This window comes from Rhodanobacter umsongensis (assembly GCF_042654965.1).
GTDB classification, from domain to species: domain Bacteria; phylum Pseudomonadota; class Gammaproteobacteria; order Xanthomonadales; family Rhodanobacteraceae; genus Rhodanobacter; species Rhodanobacter umsongensis.
Map to the genome: position 1 here is coordinate 1,110,913 of NZ_JBHSMK010000002.1, position 22,488 is coordinate 1,133,400.

General features: G+C 65.4%; 14 protein-coding genes. 6 read left to right on the forward strand and 8 right to left on the reverse strand.

The annotated features are described in order from the left end of the window. Positions 1-419 precede the first annotated feature (419 nt). The gene (locus tag ACFPME_RS05305; protein WP_377302744.1) at positions 420-3,308 is read left to right on the forward strand and encodes a TonB-dependent receptor domain-containing protein; all 2,889 of its coding nucleotides are present in this window, start codon (positions 420-422) and stop codon (positions 3,306-3,308) included. Positions 3,309-3,380: 72 nt separating this feature from the next. Here ACFPME_RS05305 and ACFPME_RS05310 read toward each other — a convergent pair whose 3' ends face one another. The 5 genes from ACFPME_RS05310 to ACFPME_RS05330 all read right to left on the reverse strand — a co-directional run bounded on the left by ACFPME_RS05310 (position 3,381) and on the right by ACFPME_RS05330 (position 12,560). Then, the gene (locus ACFPME_RS05310) at positions 3,381-4,958 is read right to left on the reverse strand and encodes a tetratricopeptide repeat-containing sulfotransferase family protein (protein ID WP_377302746.1); all 1,578 of its coding nucleotides are present in this window, start codon (positions 4,956-4,958) and stop codon (positions 3,381-3,383) included. Positions 4,959-5,222: 264 nt separating this feature from the next. Next, positions 5,223-6,581, reverse strand: coding sequence for a UDP-N-acetylmuramoyl-L-alanine--D-glutamate ligase (gene murD, locus ACFPME_RS05315; RefSeq protein WP_377302748.1), 1,359 nt, complete (start codon positions 6,579-6,581; stop codon positions 5,223-5,225). A 108-nt stretch (positions 6,582-6,689) separates the two neighbouring features. Then, on the reverse strand, positions 6,690-8,063 hold the full coding sequence (gene murL, locus ACFPME_RS05320; RefSeq protein ID WP_377302750.1) for a UDP-N-acetyl-alpha-D-muramoyl-L-alanyl-L-glutamate epimerase: 1,374 nt from the start codon (positions 8,061-8,063) through the stop codon (positions 6,690-6,692). Between the two features lie 153 nt (positions 8,064-8,216). Then, positions 8,217-10,832 (reverse strand): bifunctional aspartate kinase/diaminopimelate decarboxylase, encoded by a 2,616-nt coding sequence (locus ACFPME_RS05325; RefSeq protein ID WP_377302752.1) that lies wholly within the window; start codon positions 10,830-10,832, stop codon positions 8,217-8,219. Positions 10,833-11,045: 213 nt separating this feature from the next. Then, entirely contained in the window at positions 11,046-12,560 is a 1,515-nt protein-coding gene (locus tag ACFPME_RS05330) for a fumarate hydratase (protein ID WP_377302754.1), read from the reverse strand. A gap of 356 nt (positions 12,561-12,916) precedes the next feature. Between ACFPME_RS05330 and ACFPME_RS05335 the strand changes: the two genes are divergently transcribed. The 5 genes from ACFPME_RS05335 to ACFPME_RS05355 all read left to right on the forward strand — a co-directional run bounded on the left by ACFPME_RS05335 (position 12,917) and on the right by ACFPME_RS05355 (position 20,111). Next, positions 12,917-14,815, forward strand: a complete 1,899-nt coding sequence (locus ACFPME_RS05335) for a S53 family peptidase (protein WP_377302756.1) — start codon at positions 12,917-12,919, stop codon at positions 14,813-14,815. 147 nt (positions 14,816-14,962) lie between these two features. After that, positions 14,963-15,856 (forward strand): PhzF family phenazine biosynthesis protein, encoded by an 894-nt coding sequence (locus ACFPME_RS05340; RefSeq protein ID WP_377302758.1) that lies wholly within the window; start codon positions 14,963-14,965, stop codon positions 15,854-15,856. Positions 15,857-15,929: 73 nt separating this feature from the next. After that, positions 15,930-17,246, forward strand: a complete 1,317-nt coding sequence (locus ACFPME_RS05345) for an APC family permease (protein WP_377302760.1) — start codon at positions 15,930-15,932, stop codon at positions 17,244-17,246. Between the two features lie 49 nt (positions 17,247-17,295). Beyond that, positions 17,296-17,832, forward strand: coding sequence for a (2Fe-2S)-binding protein (locus ACFPME_RS05350; RefSeq protein WP_377302762.1), 537 nt, complete (start codon positions 17,296-17,298; stop codon positions 17,830-17,832). After that, the gene (locus ACFPME_RS05355) at positions 17,829-20,111 is read left to right on the forward strand and encodes a xanthine dehydrogenase family protein molybdopterin-binding subunit (protein WP_377302764.1); all 2,283 of its coding nucleotides are present in this window, start codon (positions 17,829-17,831) and stop codon (positions 20,109-20,111) included. Before ACFPME_RS05350 ends, ACFPME_RS05355 begins: the two co-directional genes overlap by 4 nt. Positions 20,112-20,493: 382 nt before the next feature. On the opposite strand, the gene ACFPME_RS05360 is transcribed toward ACFPME_RS05355, so the two are convergent. The 3 genes from ACFPME_RS05360 to ACFPME_RS05370 all read right to left on the reverse strand — a co-directional run bounded on the left by ACFPME_RS05360 (position 20,494) and on the right by ACFPME_RS05370 (position 22,480). Next, positions 20,494-21,063, reverse strand: a complete 570-nt coding sequence (locus ACFPME_RS05360) for a YdeI/OmpD-associated family protein (protein ID WP_377302766.1) — start codon at positions 21,061-21,063, stop codon at positions 20,494-20,496. A 95-nt stretch (positions 21,064-21,158) separates the two neighbouring features. Then, a complete protein-coding gene (locus tag ACFPME_RS05365) occupies positions 21,159-21,752 on the reverse strand; it encodes an NAD(P)H-dependent oxidoreductase (protein WP_377302768.1) in 594 nt (197 codons plus the stop codon). 86 nt (positions 21,753-21,838) lie between these two features. Then, complete coding sequence (locus tag ACFPME_RS05370; protein ID WP_377302770.1) at positions 21,839-22,480, reverse strand: dihydrofolate reductase family protein; 642 nt, start codon at positions 22,478-22,480, stop codon at positions 21,839-21,841. Positions 22,481-22,488 lie beyond the last annotated feature (8 nt).

Here is a 22,488-nt window from a genome sequence, read left to right on the forward strand (position 1 = left end):
ATTCGGGCCTTTTGATCGAGCGTAGCGGATGGAGCGCAGGATCGAGTGATCGACTGGCGTGCACATGATTATGCTCAAATCCGCACCACATGCGTTGCCAAAGAACAAGACGGTCGCGGGAATTCCCGTCCACCATGACGGCAACAGCGGGGATCGCATTAGCAATTCACGGGGGATGCCCCATGACCGCGGGGGCGGCATGGTGCTGGGAATCAAGGGGATCCGACTCACCCACCCGCTGTCTGTTGGCAACGTGTCCGCGTCGATGGTGCGAGACGTGGACAAATGCGCCATTAATCATCCACGTCCGACGAGGCACCGGAGCGCGTAGCTGCACCCGGCCAGACAGCCCCTGACCACAGGGGAAGCCCGGTGGCACTGGGCGGTCGTCCTTTGAAAATGATACTGGGGGGGAATCCATGCTTAAGACCAAACTTGCGGCCGCCGTCCTGGTCGCGTTGAGCTTCGGGCCGTGCGCAGCGTTCGCGCATGACGCAACTGGACAGGCAGGCATGGCCGGCATGCAGCAGGATGCCACGCAGTCCGCCGATGGCGGCAACCACCAGACGCCGGACAGCACCAAGGCCAAGAAGCTCGAAGCAGTCACGGTGACCGGTTCGCTGATCCCGCAAACCGAGATCGAGACCGCCACGCCGATCACCACCATCACGGCCGCAGACATCAAGGCTCGTGGTTTCACCACGGTGGCGGAAGCCCTGCAGCAGTCCTCGTTCGCGACCGGCTCGGTGCAGGGGTCGCAGTTCTCGGCGGGCTTCACGCCGACAGCGCAGACCCTGAGCATGTTCGGCATGCCGGTAGGCTTCGTGAAGTACCTCATCGACGGGCGCCCGATGGGCAACTTCCCCGGCCTGTACAACGGCAGCGATATTTTCAACAACCTCAGCGGCATTCCGACCGAGATGGTCGAGCGCATCGAGATCCTGCCGGGCGGGCAATCCTCGCTGTATGGCTCGGACGCGATCGCCGGCGTGGTCAATATCATTCTCAAGAAGCACCTGGATGGTGGGCCGGTCGTCGACGCGCGCTACGGTTGGCACAGCGACGGCGGCGGGGCGAGCCGTCGCATCAGCGTGGCGGACAGCTTCAGCGCAGGCCGTTTCAACCTGCTGGTCGGCGGCCAGTACGAGAGCACCCAGCCGATCTGGCGCCGCGATCGCGACCTGACCGCCCACTACTACACCCACGGCACCAGTCCCGCGGTGGCGTCACGCGACTATCTGGTACTCGGCTACTTCACCGGCTACCATTTTTTCGACCCCGACAACTGCAGCGGCCTGACCGACCAGTGGTACGGCAACGAGGGCAAGCGTCACCGCGCCGGCAAAGGCGACTATTGCGGTTCCTTCACCAGCCCCGGCTACGCGACGCTGACCACCGACAACAAGCAGGCGAACTTCTACACGCATGCGACGTTCGACGTGAACGACAACCTGCAGTTGTACGGCGACCTGCTCTACAACTACCAGGAGCAGAAATACACCAACGGCGCCGACTACACCTGGTGGGGTACCAACGTGGTGACCGCCGCTGCGGGTGGCGGCTACTTCTGGGATCCGCGCATCGGTGACTACATGCTGGTGCAGCGCAACTTCTCTCCGGAAGAAGTTGGCGGCTACAAGAACATCATGAGCAAGGACACCGAAAACTCCTACATGCTCACGCTCGGCGCCAAGGGCACGTTCGGCCAGTCCACCTGGGACTACGAATTGTCTTTCATGCATTCGGACGACAAGCTGAAGAGTCGCGTGTTCCAGCGCTTCACCAAGCCGATAGAGGATTACTTCGCTTCCCACGTGATGGGGCCGCAGATGGGCACCTACTACGGCTATCCCGTGTTCCAGCCGGACTACGAGGCGCTCTACCATCCCGTCTCCAATGCCGACTTCCGCGCCTTTACCGGCTACACCGAAGACAACGCGAAGACCTGGGACAACCTGCTGCGCGCCCAGCTGACCAACGGGTCGTTGTTCTCCCTCCCCGGCGGCGACGCAGGCATTGCAATGGTGCTCGAGGGTGGCAACGAAGGCTGGAACAGCACCCCGGATCCCCGGCTGCTGCAGGACATCAACTACAACGGCAACCAGGTCCCGTATGTGTGGGGCTGGAGTGCCACGCCGGGTGCCGGCCACCGCTCGCGCTACGCGGCCACCACCGAGCTTCGCCTGCCGGTGCTGAGCCAGCTCACGCTCGATGTTTCGGGTCGCTACGACAGCTACAACGTGGCCTCCAGCCGCGTGAGCCACAAGACCTACAACTTCGGCATCGAATACCGGCCGTTCGAAACCCTGCTGCTGCGCGGCCGCTACGGCACCGCCTTCAAGGTGCCCACCCTGAGCGATGAATTCCAGGGCCCCAGCGGCTACTACAGCAGTGTCACCGACTATCTCAATTGTGGCCGCCTCGGCTTCTCCGGGGCAAACATCGACCAATGCCCGACGCCCTACGACAACGAGCAGTTCAACGGTCAAACCTCCGGCAATCCGACCCTGAGGCCGATCACCGCCAAGGTGTGGACCTACGGCTTCGTATGGGCTCCCATTCCCAAGTTGTCCTTCAACGTCGACTATCTGCACTGGGACATCAGCAACGAGGTCGCCAAGGTCAGCGCGGACCAGCTGTCGAACACCCAGTACCTGTGCGATATCGGCACGCTGGACATGAACTCGACCACTTGCAGCATGGCATTCAGCTTGATCACCCGCGGCCCGGGCCAGGGCAATTTGCTGGGGCACATCATTTCGATCGCCACGCCGAAGCAGAACGTGGCAAACGAGAAGGTCAACGCACTTACGGCCGGGATGAGCTACGTGCAGGACATCGGCCGCTTCGGCCAGTTGGCACTGAATCTGTCCTACTCGGACATGTTCAAGCACACCTACCAGGATTACCCGACCGACGAGCCGGTGGACCTGCTGCGCCACCCTTACTGGAGCACGGACTTCAAGTCCAAGACCAACGGCTCGATCACCTGGTCGAACGTGAAGTGGAGCACCACGCTGTACGCAAACCGGTTCGGAAGCACGCCGAACTACCTGGCCAGTTCGCTCGACAACTACACCTCCCCGGGCACGGGCCGGCTGGGCCCGTGGACGCTGTACAACGCGAGCCTCACGTTCAAGCCGACCAGGGCGCTTGGGCTGTCGCTGATGGTGAACAACCTGTTCAACAGGATGCCGCCCAGGGACACCAGCTACAGCGGTCTCAGCGCCGAGCCGTACAACATCTTCAACTACAACGTGTTCGGGCGCGCGATCTATGTCGAGGCAAGCTACAAGTTCGGCCAGTAGCCGTACCTGGATGCGGAACGCGACGGCCCCGCTCTGGCGGGGCCGTTTTTTTTTCGGGCAGCGGGGGTGCCGCTAGACCTCGATCCCCGCGCCGGCCAGCAACTCGCGCAGCGGCGCCAGCGCCTCGCCGTACTTCCGCCAGCGCTGCAGCGCGCTGCGATAGATTGGAGCGCGCACCTGCACGGCACTGGCGGTGGCCACCGGCGACGGATTGGCTTCGAATCGCAGGCAATCCTCGTGCCACGGCAGAGCGCAGAACTCGATGATGCGACGGGACATGCGTTCCTGGTCGTCCACCAGAGCCTCGTAATCCACCTCGAGCACCCGCCCGGGAAACACGCGCTGCCAGTGGTGCATCATCGCGTCGAAAAGGACGTAGTAGCGGCCCGTATCGAGCAGGTCGAAGGAGTAATCGAAGTACGGCGAATTGGGCGCGAACAACTGGCGAAAGTTGCTCAAGCAGGTGTCCATCGGGTTGCGGCGCAGGCACACGATCTTGGCGTTGGGCAATGCCTGGGCGATATAGCCCACATAGAGAAAGTTGTGCGGCAGCTTGTCCACGAAATGCGGCGTTCTGCCCGTGGCCGGCCGGGTGCTGTCCAGGTAGGTTTGTCCCAGCGTGCGGAAATCAACGTGACGGGTACCGGCGACGGTCTCGATATCCACCAGCGAGCGAGTGTGGGTGCCGGACATGAACTTCAGCGCCATGCCGAAGTTCAGCATCTCGCCCGCCGAATGGACGTCCGGATGGCTGGATATGATGCGTTCGACCAGGGTGGTGCCGGTGCGGGGCATCCCCACGACGAAAATGGGCTCCCCGCTGGCGCACCCTCGGCTCGGCGGGGGTGGTTCCGGAAACCGCGCCTGCAGCGCGGAAAAAAGCTGTTCATCGCGCGCGACCCGATAATCGTGGCCCTGGCCGGCGGCGGTCTTGCCCCTGGCCATGTGATCGAGAGCCCTGGCGTACTCGCCCAGATCTTCCAGCTCTTTGGCCAGCGCCATGTTCAGGCACACCTGGGCCTGCGTTTGCCCGGCGTCGGGGCCAGCCTCGCCCAGTACCGCTTCCAAACGCACCACGTGGTTGGCTGCGGGGGTCTGGCGCCGCAGCTGGGCCAGCGTCAGATGCGCCCGCCAGTAACGCGGTTCCAGTGCAAGGCAGGCTTCAATCTCGCGCTCGGCGCCATCGATGTCGCCAACGGCAATCATCGCGGTGGCCAGATTGTAGTGGTAGACAGCGTGACCGGGCGCACTGGAGACGGCCTGGCGGAATACCTCGACGGCCTGATCATGGGCTGCGATCTGCGTATAGACCACGCCCAGCGTGTCCAGCGTCGGGGCACGTCCGGGTGCGAGCGCGAGTGCACGATCGGCTTCCTGCCGTGCATCCCGCGTGCGGCGCGCCAGGACCAACGCCTTGGCGTGGTGTACCGCGAATTCGGCATTGTCGGGCGCCATGGTCGCCGCCCTGCCAAGGTAGTCGATGGCTTCGGGAAGCTGTTGCATCTCGAGGCTGGCGATGCCTGCGATGTAGTACAGCATCGGGTGCGACGACGAGCCGGCCTTCAGTGTCCTGGCCATGGCCAGCGCTTGCGGCCATGCACGCTGATTGAACAAGGCGGTCAGGTGTTCGAAGGTGGGCTGGTCGGTCATGGCTGCGGCATGTCAATGGAATAAAAAGAAAGGAACGATAGCGGCGCCAGGGATAATCCGCACGCATGGCGGTCGTCGGGCAGTCGCATCGCAGCGCAACGGCCTGTCCGCGCCTCGACCCACGACCGGAAGCGGTGCGTTCCTGCGCACGCGACGAAGGAAACAGGGGAATCTTCGGAACCGGATCGGAGTGATGATGCACGCCATACTTGTTCTGTCGGCCGACCCGGCGAGTCAGGCTGCGCGCGGTGCATTCATCCGCGATCAGCCAATGCCCAAGCCTTCGATGCCGGCAATCGCTGCCGCATCGAACCCGGCCAATTCAGCGAATCGCCGGCCGCGTTCGGCGTAATCCTTGAACTGGTCGAAGCTGGGCGCGCCGGGAGAGAGCAGGATCACGCCGTCACGCGGGATGTGCGTCTTCGCCTCGGCCACGGCGCCGGCGAGGTCGTCGACGCGCATGATCGGGCAGTGGATTTCCGCGCCACGCAGCGCCGCCTCGATGCGTGCGCCGTTGCTGCCCATGCAGACGATCGCGTTCGGCGGCGCGATACGCATCGCCTCAACGAACGGCGTCCAGTCGAGGCCGCGGTCGTGGCCGCCGACCAGCACGGTCACCGCGCGGCCGTGCAGGCTTTCCAGCGCGGCCAGGGTTGCCAGCGGCGTGGTGCTGATCGAGTCGTTGACCCAGTGCCATCCACCGTGTGCGCCGAGCGGCTGCAGGCGATGCGGCAATGGGCGGAATTGCGCCAGCGCCGGTGCAGCGGCCAACGCATCCATGCCGATGGATTCCAGTGCAGCGAGCGCGGCACAGGCGTTGAGTGCGTTGTGCAGGCCCGGTGCGGCCAGTTGCTCGATCGCGAAAACCGCCTGCGTACCGCGGCAGATGAAACCGTCACCGATATGCCAGCCTTCCGGCGTGCCAAACAGCAGCCGATGCGGGTGATCCTGCGTGCGTTCCAGCAATACCGGTTGCAACGCATTGACCAGCAGCGTGCGCGCGGCATCGGCCAGCTTCAGCTTGTCGGCCACGTAGCGCTCGCGCGAGCCGTGCCAGTCCAGGTGTTCCTCGTACAGGCTGGTGACCACGCCCAGTTCCAGCGGGCCGGCCTCGCCGGTCTGGAAGCTGGACAGTTCGATCACCCACAGCTCCGCAGGCTGGTCGAGCAGTTCCAGCAACGGCAGGCCGATATTGCCGGCCAGTGCGGTGCGCACACCCAGCGCACGTGCCAGATGCGCGATCAGCGCGCTGGTGGTGCTCTTGCCCTTGGTGCCGGTGACCGCGATCACGCGTGCGTCGGGATTCTCGCCAAACCACAGCGCGGTGCCGGAGGTGAATCGGGTGCCCTGCATCTGTGCGGACAGCAGCGCCGGCTTGTACGCCGAGATGCCAGGCGATTTCACCACCACGTCGAAACGGCCCAGCGCGGCAGCATCCGGTTCGCCGGCAACGATGTCCAGCGCGGGATCGAACGCACGCGCCGCGTCGACTTCACCCGCACTGCAAAACAGCGTGAAATGCTGCTCGCCGCCGCGCTGACGCAGTGCACGGATCGCCGCACGGCCTTCGCGGCCGAAGCCCCAGATGGCGACACGACGATCGATGAGGTCAGCGATGCGCATGCAAGCCCACGCAGCGCTTTCGCAGGAGCCCGCTGGCGGGCGATGCCTTTGATCGAACCCACAAGAGCATCGCCCGCCAGCGGGCTCCTGCGGGAAATGTGAAAGGTTTCATCCGCCGATCGCCGCCAGCGCGCCCTGCAATCGGACTGGTACGCGGTGTTCGGGCGACGGCTGCAGCCATGGCTCCAGCGCCAGCAATGACGCATCCAGCTGCGGCAGGATTTCGCTGCGGAAGCGCGCGACCACGGCGTCCTCCTGCCATTCCGGGCGCTGGCTCAGCGCGTACATCGCGGCGCGCGCCTCGGCGCCCTCGCCCACGCACTCGAACGGCTTGTGGTCCTGGTACTCCAGCAGCGCGTCGAAGCCGGCGGCCTGGCTCTCGTCATCCAGCAGGTTGCGCCCGAAGATCGACAGCAGCCGCGGCTTGGGCAGGAACGGCGCCAGCGCGAGGAACACGAAGTGGCACTTCGGGCATTGTCCGCACCAGCGGTCGGCCGGCTTCGGGCCGAGCAGCTTGAAGTTGCGGTTGCAGCTGGAGAACACGTCGAAGTACGGCGTCAGCTTCGCGAACGCGTGGGTGATCGCCAGCTCGGAGTACGGCCGCAGCAGCGAGCAGTAGTCGAGGTCGCTGGCCACGTGCGTATGCAGCCAGTCGCCCAGCAGTGTCTCGAACGCGAGACTCTTGCTCCACTGGTGGTTCACCTGCTGGCCGTCGTACTCCAGCGTGGCGGCCGAGGCCGAGCGCTCGTTGGCGAACGCGATCGAATCGTAGCCGTACAGGACCGCGGCCACGGCGAGGATCGCCGAGTTCACCGCGGTCACCGGGATGTGTCCGTTCCACGCGCCCAACCGATTCAACTCGAACAGGCCCGGCGCCAGCTCGCGCTGGATGTTCAGCGTGGGCAAGCCGGTGCGTTCGGCGCAGGCGGCGATCAGCGCGGATTGGCCGACCCACACCGCGGTCGCCTCGCCGCCGATCGCCTTGATCGCCTCCACCGCGACCAGCGAATCCTTGCCGCCGCCGATCGGCACCAGGGTGCGCCTGGGCAGATCCAGCGCGCCCACCGCGGGCGCGACGCCACCATGCGAACCTGCCGATCTTTCCGCGCCAAGGCGCGGAAAGGCGATGCGCCCGCGCAGGTCCAGGCCGTTGCGATAGGCGAACTCGGCCAGACCGTGCAGGTACAGCGCGTCGAGCAAGTCGGCCGTGGCGTGGTCGAGCGGGCCGCTGGCCAAGTGGATCTGTGGCGGCACACCGGCCTTGTAGTAGCTGATGCCGGCGATCAGGTGCAGCAGCTTCAGCGCCGCCTCGAACGCCGCCGTGCGTGCAGCCGGCACCGCAGGTGCGTTCGGGAAGCGGATCCGCTCGACCAGTTCGTCGCCGTCGTCGAATGCATACCCCAGTTCGGCCACGCCGTCGGTGTAGTTGCAACGCACGAAGCGGAACACCTGCGTCAGGCGCGGTTGGATCGTGTTGCTCACATCGTTCTCCATCGCCCGCTTCATCGCGAGCGAACAGGCTGATTCTAGCTTCGAGCGATACCGGCTCGATGGCTTTTGGCGGGCAAAGGGCGGGTCAAGCGACGATCCCGTGACTTTCGCCCTGCTCGCATCCTTGAACAGGCGCGTTCCGGATCAGGTGTCGATCACCACCTCGTCGGCCTCGTCGCGCAGGTTGTAGTGGGAGGACATCACCTTGCCGTAGGCGCCGGTTTGCGCGATCAGGATCACATCGCCCTCCTGCCCCTCGGGGAGGCGACGATCCGTACCCAGCACATCGCCGCTCTCGCAGATCGGGCCGACCACCTGATACAGCGCGGTAGCCGGCTCGTCCAGCCGGCTCAGGTTGACGATCTCGTGCCAGGCGTCGTACAGCGCAGGCCGGATCAGGCTGTTCATGCCGGTGTCGATGCCGAGATAGCGGAACGCGCCCTTGTCTTTCTGCTGGGTCGCGCGCGCCAGCAGCACGCCGGCGTCGGCGACCAGGTAACGACCCGGCTCCATCCACAACTGATATTGCGGATAGGCGCCCTTGACCTCGCGCAGCACCCGGTCGAGTTCGACCATGTCCAGCGGCGCCTCGCCCGGATGCGACGGCACGCCAAGGCCACCGCCGATATTGAGGAACGCCACGCTGCCGATGCGTTCGGCCAGGCTGGCCAGTTGCACGTACACCTCGCCCCAGTGGCCGGCATCGAGCACGCCCGAGCCCAGATGCGCATGCAGGCCGCGCACCGTGGCACCGTGCGCATCGGCCAGTTGCAGGAATGCCGCCAGCTGGTCCAGTGGCAGTCCGAACTTGCTGCCGCTGCCGCCGGTGCGCACCTTCTCGTGATGGCCCAGGCCACGGCCCAGATCCATCCGCAGCACGATCTCGCGACCGCGGAACAGCTCGCCCCAGTGCTGCAACGGGTGCAGCGCGTCGAGCGTGATGGTGGCGCGGGTGCCCAGCGCGTAGACGTAGTCTTCGCGCGGCGCGAAGTTCGGCGTGAACAGCAGCGGCGTGGCTTCCGGCACGATCGCACCAACCGCTTTCAGCTCGCCCGGCGAGACGCATTCGAACGCGAAGCCTTCCGCCGCCAGCACGCGCAGGATCGCCGGATGGGTATTCGCCTTCACTGCGTAGTGCAGCCGATCCACCGCAGCCAGCGACTTCAGCGCCCGCGCCTGCTGGCGTACCGTGGGCAGGTGGTAGACGTAGCGCGGCGTGGTCTGGGCCGCCAGCTCCAGCAGCTGCTGCCGCTGCGCGTCGCGCCACCAGGCGGCGACCGCGCCAGGCGCTTCGCCGGTGCCGTACAGCGTCTGCCAGCTCGGGCCGAACAGTGCGCTGTCGTCGGTGCGCAACGCACCGGCGGCGATCAGCAGATCGTGCAGATGCGGCAGCAGCGCATCGACCACTTCCTCGTCCACCACGAAGGTGAGGTTCAAGTTGTTCGATGATTGGGAAATCATGTGCACGCGCAGCTGGCCGAACTCGGCCAGCACGCCCGACAAGGTGTGCAGCAATGAGCGCATGCCGCGACCGACCAGGGTGATCGCCGCGCACGGCGCGATCACCTTGACCCGGCACACCTTCGCCAGGTCGGTGGCCAGCGCGGCGATCGCATCGGAGTCGAGCAGGTTCTCGGTGGGGTCGAGCGACACCGTGACGTTGGTTTCGGCCGAGCCGATCAGGTCGACCGACAGCCCGTGCTGCTTGAAATGCGCGAACACGTCGGCGAGGAAGCCGACCTGCTGCCACATGCCGACCGACTCCATCGACACCAGGGTGATGCCCTTGCGCGCGCTGATCGCCTTGACGCTGGGCGCGTGCGCACGCACTTCGGGGCCGATCACGGTGCCGTCGAGTTCTGGCCGGTTGGTGTCCTTGATCAGCAACGGCACGCGCGGTTCGCGCAGCGGCGACAGGCAGCGCGGATGCAGCACCTTGGCGCCGGTGGAGGCGATTTCCTGCGCCTCCTCGTAATCCAGCCGCTGCAGCAGGCGCGCACCCGGCACCTGGCGCGGGTTGGCGCTGAACATGCCGGCCACGTCGGTCCAGATCTCCACCCGCTGCGCCTTCAGCAGCGCGCCGAAGTACGCCGCCGACGTGTCCGAGCCGCCGCGGCCCAGCAGCACCGTGCGCCCACGCGCTTCGCGCGCGATGAAACCCTGCGTGATGAACACTTCGCCGAGCGCGGCGAGTCGCGCGCTCAGGGCGGGATCGGGCTTCGCCTCGACCATGGCGGACAGCAATCGGGTGCGCTCGTTCTGGTTCGGCAGCGCGATCGCGGCGAGGCAGTCGCGCGCGTCCAGCCAGTGCGTGCGCAACCCGCTGTGGCTGAGAAACGCGGCGCCGAGCGCGCTGGACATCAGCTCGCCATGCGCCTGCACCTGCGCCTGCCAGGCCAGCTCGCCCAGCGCCGCGGCGCCCTCGTCGGCCAGCCTGGCCAGATCCCCGAGCCGATCGCCGAGCGTGTCCGGCAGCGACAGCTGCATGTGCTCGAGCAACTCATAGTGCCGCCGCGCAATGGCCTTGGCCGATTCCACACGCAGGCCGCGATCGCCATGACTGCACAGCTGCCTGAGGGCGTCGGTGATCCCGGTGAGCGCGGAGACCACCACCAGCACGCGCGCGCCTTCGGCACGCCGGCTGGCAACCAGCTCCAGGATGTTCTGCCAGCGCGGCAGCGTGGCCACGCTGGTGCCGCCGAACTTCATCACGATCCATGGGGCGTCTTCGGGCAACGGTGCGGGGGTCGGCGGGTTCACGGGTATTCGCTATGGATGGTTGGGGGGAAAACATCGCGCCAGTGTTGCGCTGCGGCAATACAATTGCAATGGTCTTGCCGGATCCCGATTTTGGACGTCTAGACTTCCAAACAATATGCCGCAGACGCTAAACCCCCACCCGAGCCCTGCCCCGCAGGGGAATGCCTCCAGCCGGCACGGGTGGAAAGCAGGCGTGCGCGCCGCGCTCCTGCTCTACTGGACAACCACGGGGATCTTCCCGATCCTTGCCTGCCATTCGCGCGGACCGGTCTGGTGCACCGAACTTCCCAGCGAGTCGACCGCCACGGTCACCGGCATGTCCTGCACGGTGAACTCGTAGATCGCCTCCATGCCCAGATCGGCAAAGCCGACCACGCGCGAGGCCTTGATCGCCTTGGCTACCAGATACGCCGCGCCGCCGACCGCCATCAGGTAGACCGAATGGTGTTTCTTGATCGCCTCGATCGCCGCCGGCCCGCGCTCGGCCTTGCCGACCATGCCGAGCAGGCCGGTTTGCGCGAGCACCTGCTCGGTGAACTTGTCCATCCGCGTGGCGGTGGTGGGGCCGGCCGGGCCGACCACCTCGTCGCGCACCGGATCGACCGGGCCGACGTAGTAGATGAAGCGGCCACGGAAATCGACCGGCAGCGGCTCGCCCTTGTCCAGCATCTCGACCATGCGCTTGTGCGCAGCGTCGCGGCCGGTCAGCAACTTGCCGTTGAGCAGCAGCGTCTCGCCCGGCTTCCAGTTGGCCACGTCGTCCTTGGTCACCGTGTCGAGATTCACCCGGCGGCCTTTCGAGGCGTCGTAGGTGAGCTTGGGCCAGTCTTCCAGCGATGGCGGATCGAGCATCACCGGGCCACTGCCGTCCAGCGTGAAGTGCGCATGGCGCGTGGCGGCGCAATTGGGGATCAGCGCGACCGGCAGGTTCGCCGCGTGGGTCGGGTAGTCCTTGATCTTGATGTCGAGCACGGTGGTGAGCCCGCCCAGTCCCTGCGCGCCGATGCCCAGCGCGTTGACCTTGTCGAACAGTTCGATGCGCAGTTCCTCGGCACGGTTGACCGGGCCGCGGGCGATCAGCTCCTGGATGTCGATCGGCTCCATCAATGCCTCCTTCGCCATCAGCATCGCCTTCTCGGCGGTGCCGCCGATGCCGATGCCGAGCATGCCCGGCGGGCACCAGCCGGCACCCATCGTGGGCACCGTCTTCAGTACCCAGTCCACGATCGAGTCGGACGGGTTGAGCATGGCGAATTTCGATTTCGCCTCGGAGCCGCCACCCTTGGCCGCCACGATCACGTCGAGCTTGTCGCCCGGCACGATCGAGACGTTGATGATCGCCGGGGTGTTGTCCCTGGTGTTGATGCGCTTGCCGGCAGGATCGGCCAGGATGCTGGCGCGCAGCTTGTTGTCCGGGTCGTTGTAGGCGCGGCGCACGCCCTCGTTGACCATCTCGTCCAGCGACATCGTGGCGTCCCACTGCACGCCCATGCCGACCTTGAGGAACACGGTGACGATGCCGGTGTCCTGGCACAACGGCCGGTGACCCTCGGCGGCCATCCGCGAGTTGATCAGGATCTGTGCCATCGCGTCTTTCGCGGCGGGGCTTTCTTCGCGCTCGTAGGCGGCCGCGAGTCCCTTGATGTAGTCGACCGGGTGGTAGTAGCTGATGTACTGCAACGCGTCGGCGATGGACTGGATCAGGTCGGCTTGCTTGATGATGGTCATGGCGGCGGCTTCGAAGTCGGGGAAATATCGCGCCGCCGATGACTGTTCGCGGCGCACAACCCTCTCATTGTGCCGCAAACCGGCGGGCGACCGAAGGCTGCCGGGCGGCCGCGTGCGCGCCGTGGCCTGCCCGCGCGCAAGCTTCGCAGGACCTTCACGTTTTTCTTTCTGCGGGCTCTTCCAAGCGTGGCTGCGCGGGATTAGTCTGGCCCGACCAGACGCGGAGTGTCTTCAGGGGCCACGCCTGGGTGGGGATCGACTCGACCTAATGGCTCACGGCCGGCCGGTAACGAGGCGCCACAAAAACGTGACGCCAGCGCCAGCACCGGCGACCGCTTCTACCCTTGGAGAATCACATGCTCAAGAATTTGCATCGCAAGGCGCTCGCGACCTCGGTGGCATTGATGCTGTGCGGCATCGCCACCGTCACTTTCGCCGCGGATGGCCGCCCCGCCGATCTGGGCGCAAGCAACCCGGCCCAGGTCATGAACGTCACCCTGGTGCTGGGGGTGCACGATCAGGCCGCGCTGGAAAAATACGTCTACAGCACGGTGACGCGGGGCAATCCCGCATTCCACCGCTTTCTCACCACGGCGCAGTTCGCCGATCGCTATGGCGCCACGCGTGAGGAGATCGCCCGGGTGCAGGCGTTCGTGAAGCAGCAGGGCCTGACCCAGGTCGAGCTGCTGCCGAACCATCTGGCCATCAAGGTCAGGGGCACGGTCGGCCAGTTCAACGCGGCCTTCCACACCTCGATCCACGATTACCGCAACAGCGATGGAACGACCTTCCATCAACCGAAGGCGACGCCCACCCTGCCCGGGGCACTTTCCGGCACGTTGATCGTGGCCTCGGGGCTCAGCAGCGAAGCGCGCTACCGCTCGCACCGGGTCCAGGCCATCGCGCCACCGCAGCCGGGCCCCAGTGCCCAGGCACTGGCCAGGGCGGCGGCCGCGCCAGCATGCACCGGCAACCCCACCGCCACCTGCACGCCCGGCGAGTTCACCGTGGGCGACGTGGCCAACCGCTACAACATCAATCCGCTGTATCGGGTCGGGGTAAACGGCAAGGGGTCGACCATCGGCATCGCCACGCTGGCGAACTTCGTCCCCGCCGACGCTTACGCGTACTGGAGCGCGATCGGCCTGCCGGTGAAACCCAACCGGATCACCCAGGTGCACGTGGACGGCGGCGGACCGCTCAGCGGCTCGGCCGGGTCCGGCGAGACGTCGCTGGATGTCGAACAGTCCGGCGGCGTGGCGCCGTGGGCAGACGTCATCGTGTACGACGCGCCCAATACCGACGCCGGCTTCTTCGACGTGTTCAACCAGGCGGTGTCGGACAACAAGGTCGACAGCCTGTCGGTAAGCTGGGGCTCGCCGGAGATCTTCTACTTTCCGCAACTCAATGACGGCGTCGATTTCACCGCCGAGTTGCGTGCGTTCCACCAGGTCTTTCTGGAAGCCGCGGCGCAGGGCATCTCGATGTTCGCGACCTCGGGCGATTCCGGCGCCTACGACACCGTGCGCTCGCTCGGCGGCTCGCTTACCGACCCGGTGCCGCCGCCGCTCGCCGTCAACGCTCCGGGCTCCGATCCTTTCATCACCAGTGCCGGCGGCACCACCGTACCGTTCTCCTACAGCTTCAGCGGCGGTCCCACGGCGTCACTCACCAAGGAAGGCGTATGGGGCTGGGATTACATCGCCAGCTACTTCCAGACCAACTTCGGCGTGGATATCACCGACCAGGTGTTTTCGGTCGGCGGCGGTGGCGGCGTGAGCGTGTTCTGGCCGCTGCCGCACTATCAGCGGTTCACCAGCGGCATCCGCAGGAGCGAGAAGAACCAGACCCTGTTCTTCCCGCCGTTCAACATCAACTACACGCTGCCGGCCAACTATCGCGGCCGCAACGAACCCGATGTTTCGCTGAATGCCGACCCGGAGACCGGCTACAGCCTCGTCTCGTCGCTGGATGGCCCGGGCCTGCTCACTTTCTCCGGCGGCACCAGCTTCGTCGCACCGCAACTCAACGGCATCAGTGCCCTGCTGAGGCAGTCGACCCGCGGTCGGGTGGGCTTCTGGAACCCGCAGATCTACGCGCTGCAGAACATCTTCGGGTATGGCCCGTTCTCGGCCTTCAAGGACATCCGCTCGGGTGACAACTGGTTCTATGCCGGCAAACAAGGATACGAGCCAGGCGCCGGCATCGGCGCGCTCAACGTGACCAATCTGGCCATCTTCCTTGACGTGTTCTAACCGCTGCTGAGGTGCTTGCTGCACGGAAAGCCGGCGCCGCAAGGCGCCGGCTTTCCGCTTGAAGGTGCACCCATACCTCCGCTTGCCGCACTTGTGACGGGCGCCCGCGGCTGGCATCGTCGAACGATCGCCACGTTCGGAACCACCATGTCGCCCACCCGTCGTTTCATGCAGCTCGACGTGTTCTCCCGCCAGCCGCTGCTGGGCAACGCGCTGGCCGTGGTGGTCGACGGCGATGGCCTGGACGACGCCACGATGCAGGCCTTCGCGCGCTGGACCAACCTGTCCGAAACCACCTTCCTGCTGCCGCCCACGCGTACCGACGCCGATTACCGGGTACGCATCTTCACCCCGCGCCAGGAACTGCCCTTCGCTGGCCATCCCAGCGTGGGCAGCGCGTATGCCGCGATCGATGCCTCGCTGGTGCCGCCCGGCAAGTTCGAGCTGGTGCAGGAATGCGCCGCCGGTCTGCTGCCGGTGCACGTGGAAGGCAGCGGCGACGAGCGGATCATCCATGTGCAGGCGCCGCCTGCCCGCCTGCAAGAGGTGGACGCACCCGAACGCACCCAGCTGGCGCAAGCCCTGCGGCTCGATCCCGCGCCAACCCGGATGCGGCTGGTCGACAACGGTCCGCTCTGGCTCGTCTGCGACCTGCACGGCGCAGCAGACGTGCGCCAGTTGAAACCCGATCTGGCACTGATCGCCGCGATCAGCCAGGCCACCGGCGCGGTCGGCGTCAGCGTGTTCGGCCGCGAGTCCGCGAGTGGTGCCGCGGCCGATGCGGCGATGGCCGTGCGCGCGTTCTGTCCGGCCGATGGCATTCCCGAAGATCCCGTCACCGGCAGCGCAAACGCCGCGATCATGGCGTTCCTCGCCGAACTCGGCGACCCCGACGGCTATGGCCTGGCCTACCGCGCCAGCCAGGGCCGCGAGGTGGCCCGCAATGGCTTCGTCGAGGTGAGACGCGACGCGGCGACCGGCGCCATCAGCATCGGCGGCGCCTGCGCCGTCGGCATTCGTGGCGAGCTTCGCCTGGACTGAAAGCCTCGGGGCATCTTGCCCGCCGGCATGGCGCCCGCCATGCTGCGCCTCCCTCCTCTCGATGACCCACCGCATGAACGACAAGCCCGGTTATGTGCGCAGCCTGCGCCCCTGGGACGCCGCCCTGGTGGTGGTCGGCGGCATCATCGGCGGCGGCATCTTCCTCAATCCGGGTGTGGTGGCGCAGCGCACGGAGTCCGGGCTGGCGTTGCTGCTGATGTGGGTGGCTGCCGGCGTCCTCACGCTGATCGGCGCGCTGTGCTTTGCCGAACTCGGTGCGCGCCGCCCGCACGCTGGCGGCACCTACGTCTACCTGCGTGAAGCCTTCGGCCCGCTGGCCGGCTTCCTGTTCGGCTGGACCATGCTGCTGGTGATCTACTCTGGTTCCAGCGCGGCGGTGGCGACGATTTTCGCCAGCTACGCGTCGTCGCTGTTCGGCCTGCCGCCATCGTTGGCGTTGCCGTTGACGGTCGGCGCGCTGGTCTTCGTCAGCGGCATCAACCTGTTCGGCATCCGCCTCGGCGCGCAGATCCAGAACCTGTTTGCCGTGCTCAAGTTGCTGGCGGTGGCGGCACTGGTGGTGTGCGGCCTTTTTTTCGCGGGCGCCGGCGATGGCCGGGTGCTTGCCGCCGATCCGGCGCGCCACGGCGTCGGCTTCATCGGCGCGGCGCTGCCGGTGCTGTTCGCCTATTCCGGCTTCACCTACCTCAACAACCTGGCCGGTGAGGTACGCGATCCGCAACGCACGCTGCCGCGCGCGCTGACCCTGGGCATGTTGCTGGTGATCGGCGCCTACGCCCTGGTCAACGTGGCCTACCTCGCCGTGCTCGGCCACGCCGGGCTCGCCGCCAGCACGGCGCCGGCAGCGGACGTGATGCAGCGGGTGGCCGGCCCGGTCGGCGCGAAAGTGATCGCGCTGGGCGTGGCGATCTCCACGCTGGGTTTCTGCAACATCACCCTGGTCGCTGGCGCCCGCGTGCTGCAGGTGATGGGCGAAGACGGCTTGTTCTTCCGCATGGTGGCACCGCTGCACCCGCGCTACCGCACACCGAACAACGCGCTGCTGCTGCTGGCAGGCTGGTCCATCGTGCTGGCGCTGTCCGGCAGCTACGGGCAACTGCTGGATTACGCCACGTTCGGCGACTGGCTGGCCTGCGCGGCGGGCGTTGCCACCCTGTTCTGGTATCGCCGCCGCGATGGCGCCGACGCGAGTTTCCGGGTGCCGGGTTATCCATGGCTGCCGCTGCTGTTCATCGGCGTGGTGGCGTGGGTGGTGATCGTGACGATGCGCGACAACCCGCACAATGCGGGCATCGGCGCGCTGATCATGCTGTCGGGGGTGCCGGTGTACGTGGTCTGGCGCCGGTTGTTCAGGCGCACCCCGTCCTAATCCGGCAGCGGCGATGTCACAATGCGCGGACGAATTCAAGGAGATGTTGATGGCGTCCGTGCAAGCCCAGGCCATGCCGACCACCCCGAACAGCAACATCGTGCCGGAGAAGATACGCGACGGCATCGACCTGCAGATCAATGGCGAGCACTACCGCCACACCGGTGATCCGCAGATGCCCTTGCTGTGGTATCTGCGCGACGTGCTGCGGCTGACCGGCACCAAGTACGGCGGCGAGCAAGGCGACAGCGGCGCCGACCTGGTGCTGCTCGATGGCAAGGCGGTCTCCGCGATCTCCCAGCCACTCGCCAAAGTGGCGGGCCGGCAGATCGTCACGGTGGAGGGGCTGGCCGGCAATGACGGCACGCTGCATCCGGTGCAGCAGGCCTTCATCGACGAGGACGCCATAGGCTGCGGCTACTGCACGCCCGGCTGGCTGATTGCCGCGGTCGAATTGCTGCGGCGCAAGCCGCATGCCGGCGACGACGATATCGACCGGCTGCCCAACCTGTGCCGCTGCGGCTGCCAGACCCGCGTGCGCCGCGCGATCAAGCGCGTCGCCGCCGGCAAGGCGGGCAAGGCATGAGCCACGAACGGATTACGCCTGACAGCCGCGGCCACGGCATCCGGCTGTCGCGCCGCCGCTTTCTGCAGGTGATCGCCGGCACCGCCGGCGCACTCGTGATCGGCATCCGCATGGCCGATGCCGCCGATGCGCCACTGCCGGCAGCCCTGCTCGGCGACAAGTTCCACGATCTCGGCGCGTACGTGCGCATCGACGCCGACGGCAGCGTGCTGATCGGCGCGCGCGACCCGGACACCGGCACCGGCGTGGCCACGGCCTTGCCGCGCATCATCGCCGACGAACTCGACGCCGACTGGACGCGCGTCAGCGTGGTGCTGCTCGGTCTCGGCGTTACCGGCGACAACGGCCAGCCGCGCTGGACCTATGGGCGCCAGATCGGCGGCATCGGCGGATCCATTCCCGCCGCCTGGAACGACCTGCGTCAGGTCGGTGCGGTAGCGCGCTGGCTGCTGCTGCAGGCAGCGTCGCGACGCCTCGGCGTGCCGGGCCATCAGTTGCGCTGCGATGCCGGCACCGTGGTCTCGCAGGACGGCCGGCGTCTGAGCTATGGCGAACTGGCGGCGGATGCCGGCAAGATCGCCCTGCCCACCAGCGTGCCGCCGCTGAAGAATCCCGCGGACTACCACCTGATCGGCAAGCCGGTGGGCGATGTCGACGCGCGCGGCATCGTGACCGGCCTCACCCGCTACGCCATCGACGAGCACTACGCCGACGCGCTGGTCGCGGTGCTGGTGCACTGCCCCTGGCCGGACGGCACGCTGGCACATATGGATACCGCGGCGACCCTGGCGGTCAAGGGCGTGGTGAAGGTGCTGCAGCTGAAACCCGAGCCGGGCCAGGCATGGGGCGACACGGTGATCGCGCCGGCCGTGGCTGTGGTCGCCGAGGATACGTGGTCCGCACTGCAGGGCCGCCAGAAACTCAAGCTCGAATGGAACCCCGGCGCCAGCGGCAGCGGGAGCAGCTATGCCCTGGAGCAGCAGGCAAGCGCGCTGCTCGACGGCAACGCCGATCCGACCCATCGCGTGCGCGACGACGGCGACGTGGATGCCACCGGCAAGAAAGCCTCGCGCCGGTTGAAAGCCACCTACTTCCAGCCGTGGCTGGCTCACGCCACCGCCGAACCGATGAATTGCCTGGTGCGGCTGGACAAGGACCACGCCAGCCTCGTCGTGCCGACCCAGGCCCCGCAGAAAGCCTGGGCGGTGGTGCAACGGCTGACCGGCCTCAGCCCCGCCCAGATCGACATCAAGGTGCCCCGCATCGGCGGCGGCTATGGTCGCCGGCTCGATCACGATTACGTGGCCGAAGCCGTGATGCTGGCCCAGGCCGTCGACAAGCCGGTACGCCTGCTGTGGACTCGCGAGCAGGATCTCGGGCACGACTACTACCGTTCCGGCAGCGTGCACCAGCTCAGCGTGGTCATCGACCGCAAACGGCAGCTGCTCGGCTGGACGCAACGCATGGCCAGCGCGTCCGCACTGGCGCATCGCAACGTGCCCGACAGCCGCTTGTGGACGTCCGAACTGCAGGCCGACCAGTTGCCCGCCGCGCTGGTTCCGAACTATCGCAGCGACTGGTACGCACTGGACTCGGCCATGCCGCGCGGGCCCGCCCGTGGCATGCCGCACCTGAGCAATGCATTCGCGGTGGAGAGCTTCATCGACGAGATCGCGCACAGCATGAAGGAGGACCCGCTGGTCACCCGTCTGCGCGTGCTCGGCGATCCGCGCGAGTTGCCGCTGAGCAGCGGCGGCACGATAGATACCGGCCGGCTGACCAACGTGCTCAAGCTGGTTGCCAACCGCATCGACTGGAAGAACTGGTTGCGCACCGTCAACGGCCTGGGCATCGCCTGCTGGCACCTCGACGGCGCCTATGTGGCGCACGCGATCGAGGTGGCGATGCAGGGCGACAAGCTGATCATCCAGCGCGTCGTCTGCGCCGTCGATGTGGGCCGTGTGATCAACCCGCTGGGCCTCGAAGGCCAGGTGGCCGGCGCCACGCTGGATGCGTTGTCCAGCGCGCTGAATCTAGCCATCACCTTCAAGGACGGCCAGGTGCAGCAGCACGGCTACAAGGATTATCCATTGGCCAGCATGGCGCAATTGCCGAAAGACGTCGAAGTCATCACCGTACCCGGCGACCGCCCACCCTCCGGCGCCAGCTTCCTGGCCATGCCCACCGCCGCACCCGCCCTGGCCAATGCGGTATTCCGCGCCAGCGCCGTGCGCGTGCGCCGGTTGCCGCTGATGAAGGAATTGCTGCGACTGTTGTAGCAAAGACCCACTGTGACCGAAGGAAATCCCCTTTCGAAACGAAATGCGGCCCGGCAATCTTGAACCCGCTCGGCGTGGACACGCACGATGCAGCAAAGAAGACAACACGCTGACCAGCATCGGACGGAAGCTCAGGGAAAAAGCATCAAGCGTGGTGTTGACGGAACGTCTATTACAGAGAAGTTGGACTGCTCTGGAAGCTTGGACATCCGCACGAAACTCACGAAGCCGCCAAGCTAGTTGCTCTTCCGAAAACACGGTTTGTCAAAGTCATGCCACAAAAAATTGGCGGGCATAAGAATCCAACGCCGAAGCTCAGCCGTCGACAGACCGAGTAACGGGATGGCGGTCGGCTGCGACAGCCTTGTAAGGCCGGCCCAAGCTACGGATGGATTTTTTTGCCACTGTTCAGCATATCGATGAATTGAGAGATCTTCCTTGCACGCGTTTCAGCCCTTTTCACATTCTGGATTCTGAACAGAATTGCGTACCGATTCTGACTGCTGAGGGTTGCGAAGAATTGCTTTGCCTTCGGATTGCTGTTCAGAGCTTGCTGTAAATCGTCAGGCACTGTTGATGTGCTTGCAGATGAATAGGCGGCTTCCCAGCGTCCATCCTGCTTGGCGCGATTGACTTCGCGAAGCCCGGTTGGGTGCATCCTTCCCGCCAATATCAACGCCTCGGCTTTTGCCTTGTTGATCTTCGACCAGATGCTTTTAGTAGTTCTGGGGGTGAACCGCTGTAGCCAATAGTGCTCACTTTCCGCCTGCTTCTGGCCATCTATCCAGCCATGGCAAATGGCGCCTTCGAGTGCCTGAGCATAAGTAAGGGTTGGCTGCTTCGAAGACTTCTTCGCTATGCGCAGCCAAACGCCGGTGACAACCTCTCCATTTGCGCTAAGCCATGCTTCCCAGTCTTCCTGACTAGTGAGCGTGATTTTGAGGTCGTTCATGCCATACCTGTGTGAGGCCCAACGTGGTGGTCACCGACGCGGCGCCGCTTTTACGTGCAGCGTCCGTGCGGACTGCGGGGTTGGCAAGCAGTGAGCTACGGCCATATAGCAAGCTTTCCTTGAATACGCGAACAGAATAACTCGACCTCTTTGGGAGAAAGACGCTCTGCCTTGTAGAGCGACAACATCTCGAACCGACATGCGGGAGCACAAGTCCCAAGGAGCGCGGTCTTCAACACTCGCTTCACCGGTTGCCACAGCAACAGGCGATCCACCCACCACGGCGAGCCCAGCGATGTAATGGCAAGCGCCCGCCGCAGCTTGTGAAGCCTTGGCTTGATCGGGCCGAGATCGGTGGCGTGGTCGTAGGCGATGCCCGGCGCCCAGACACGGTCGAACCACCCTTTCAGGATGGCGGGAAAGCCAAACCACCAGGTAGGGAACACCAGAACGAGAGCGTCTGCGGAGAGCAGACGCTCGATCTGGGATGGCGTGGCTGAGGAATCAAACGGGGCGTTGTAGTAGCTCTGGCGTTCGCCGACAGTGAGCGAAGGCAAGAATTCGGTTTGGTAGAGATCTTCGACTTCCACCTCGTGGCCAGCCTCGGTCAGGGCTTGGATAGCAAACTGCGCCAAGGAATGGCACAGACTGTCGGTGATTGGGTGGGCGACTACGACAAGACACTTCATGTTGTATGGCCTACGAGATGCGGTGCTTATGCTGGCTAACGCTTGAATCAAGGGGAGCCGCGAGTGGCTTCCCCCAGGGCGAATTGCTAGGCGGCACCCGTCTGGACCGCCTTGTCGATTTTATAGCGCAGCTCAGCCATGCCCTCGTTGACGCGATTTACGGACACGAGCTGAAAGGCAGGACTGAAGACTCGGCGTGGGAAAACGGACTTGCCGTGACCGAGAGAAACCGAACCTATCTGGACGATGACCTCATCCAGAAGACCGGCGTCAAAAAACTGCCCTGCAAGATCGCCTCCACCCATGACCCAGATATTCCTGGTGCCAGCGGCTTCCTTCATCTGGGTATGAACAGGCCGGATATCGCCTTGAACGAAGCGAATGTCTGCCCCCGCTGGAGCGTCAAGCTTACGGCTGGAGAATACCCATGTGGGCTGCGAGTAAGGCCACGCGCCCTCGTCCACAGAACCGGGTTTGACAGCGTGCCTCAGCAACCATTCGTAGGTTGACGAGCCCATTGCGATGGCGCCGATCTGCGAAATAAAGGCTGGATAGCTCGTTTTCTCCAGATCCGCTAGCGGAAACAACCAGTCCAGCGAATCGTCTTCAGTAGCCATGAAGCCATCAATGCTCGATGCAGTGTAGTACTGAGTCGTCATCTTCTTCTCTTTCAGTTCAATAAAAAATAGTAGATTGAGCCGCCCAATGCGGGATTTAAGCCAAGTCACAAAGAGGC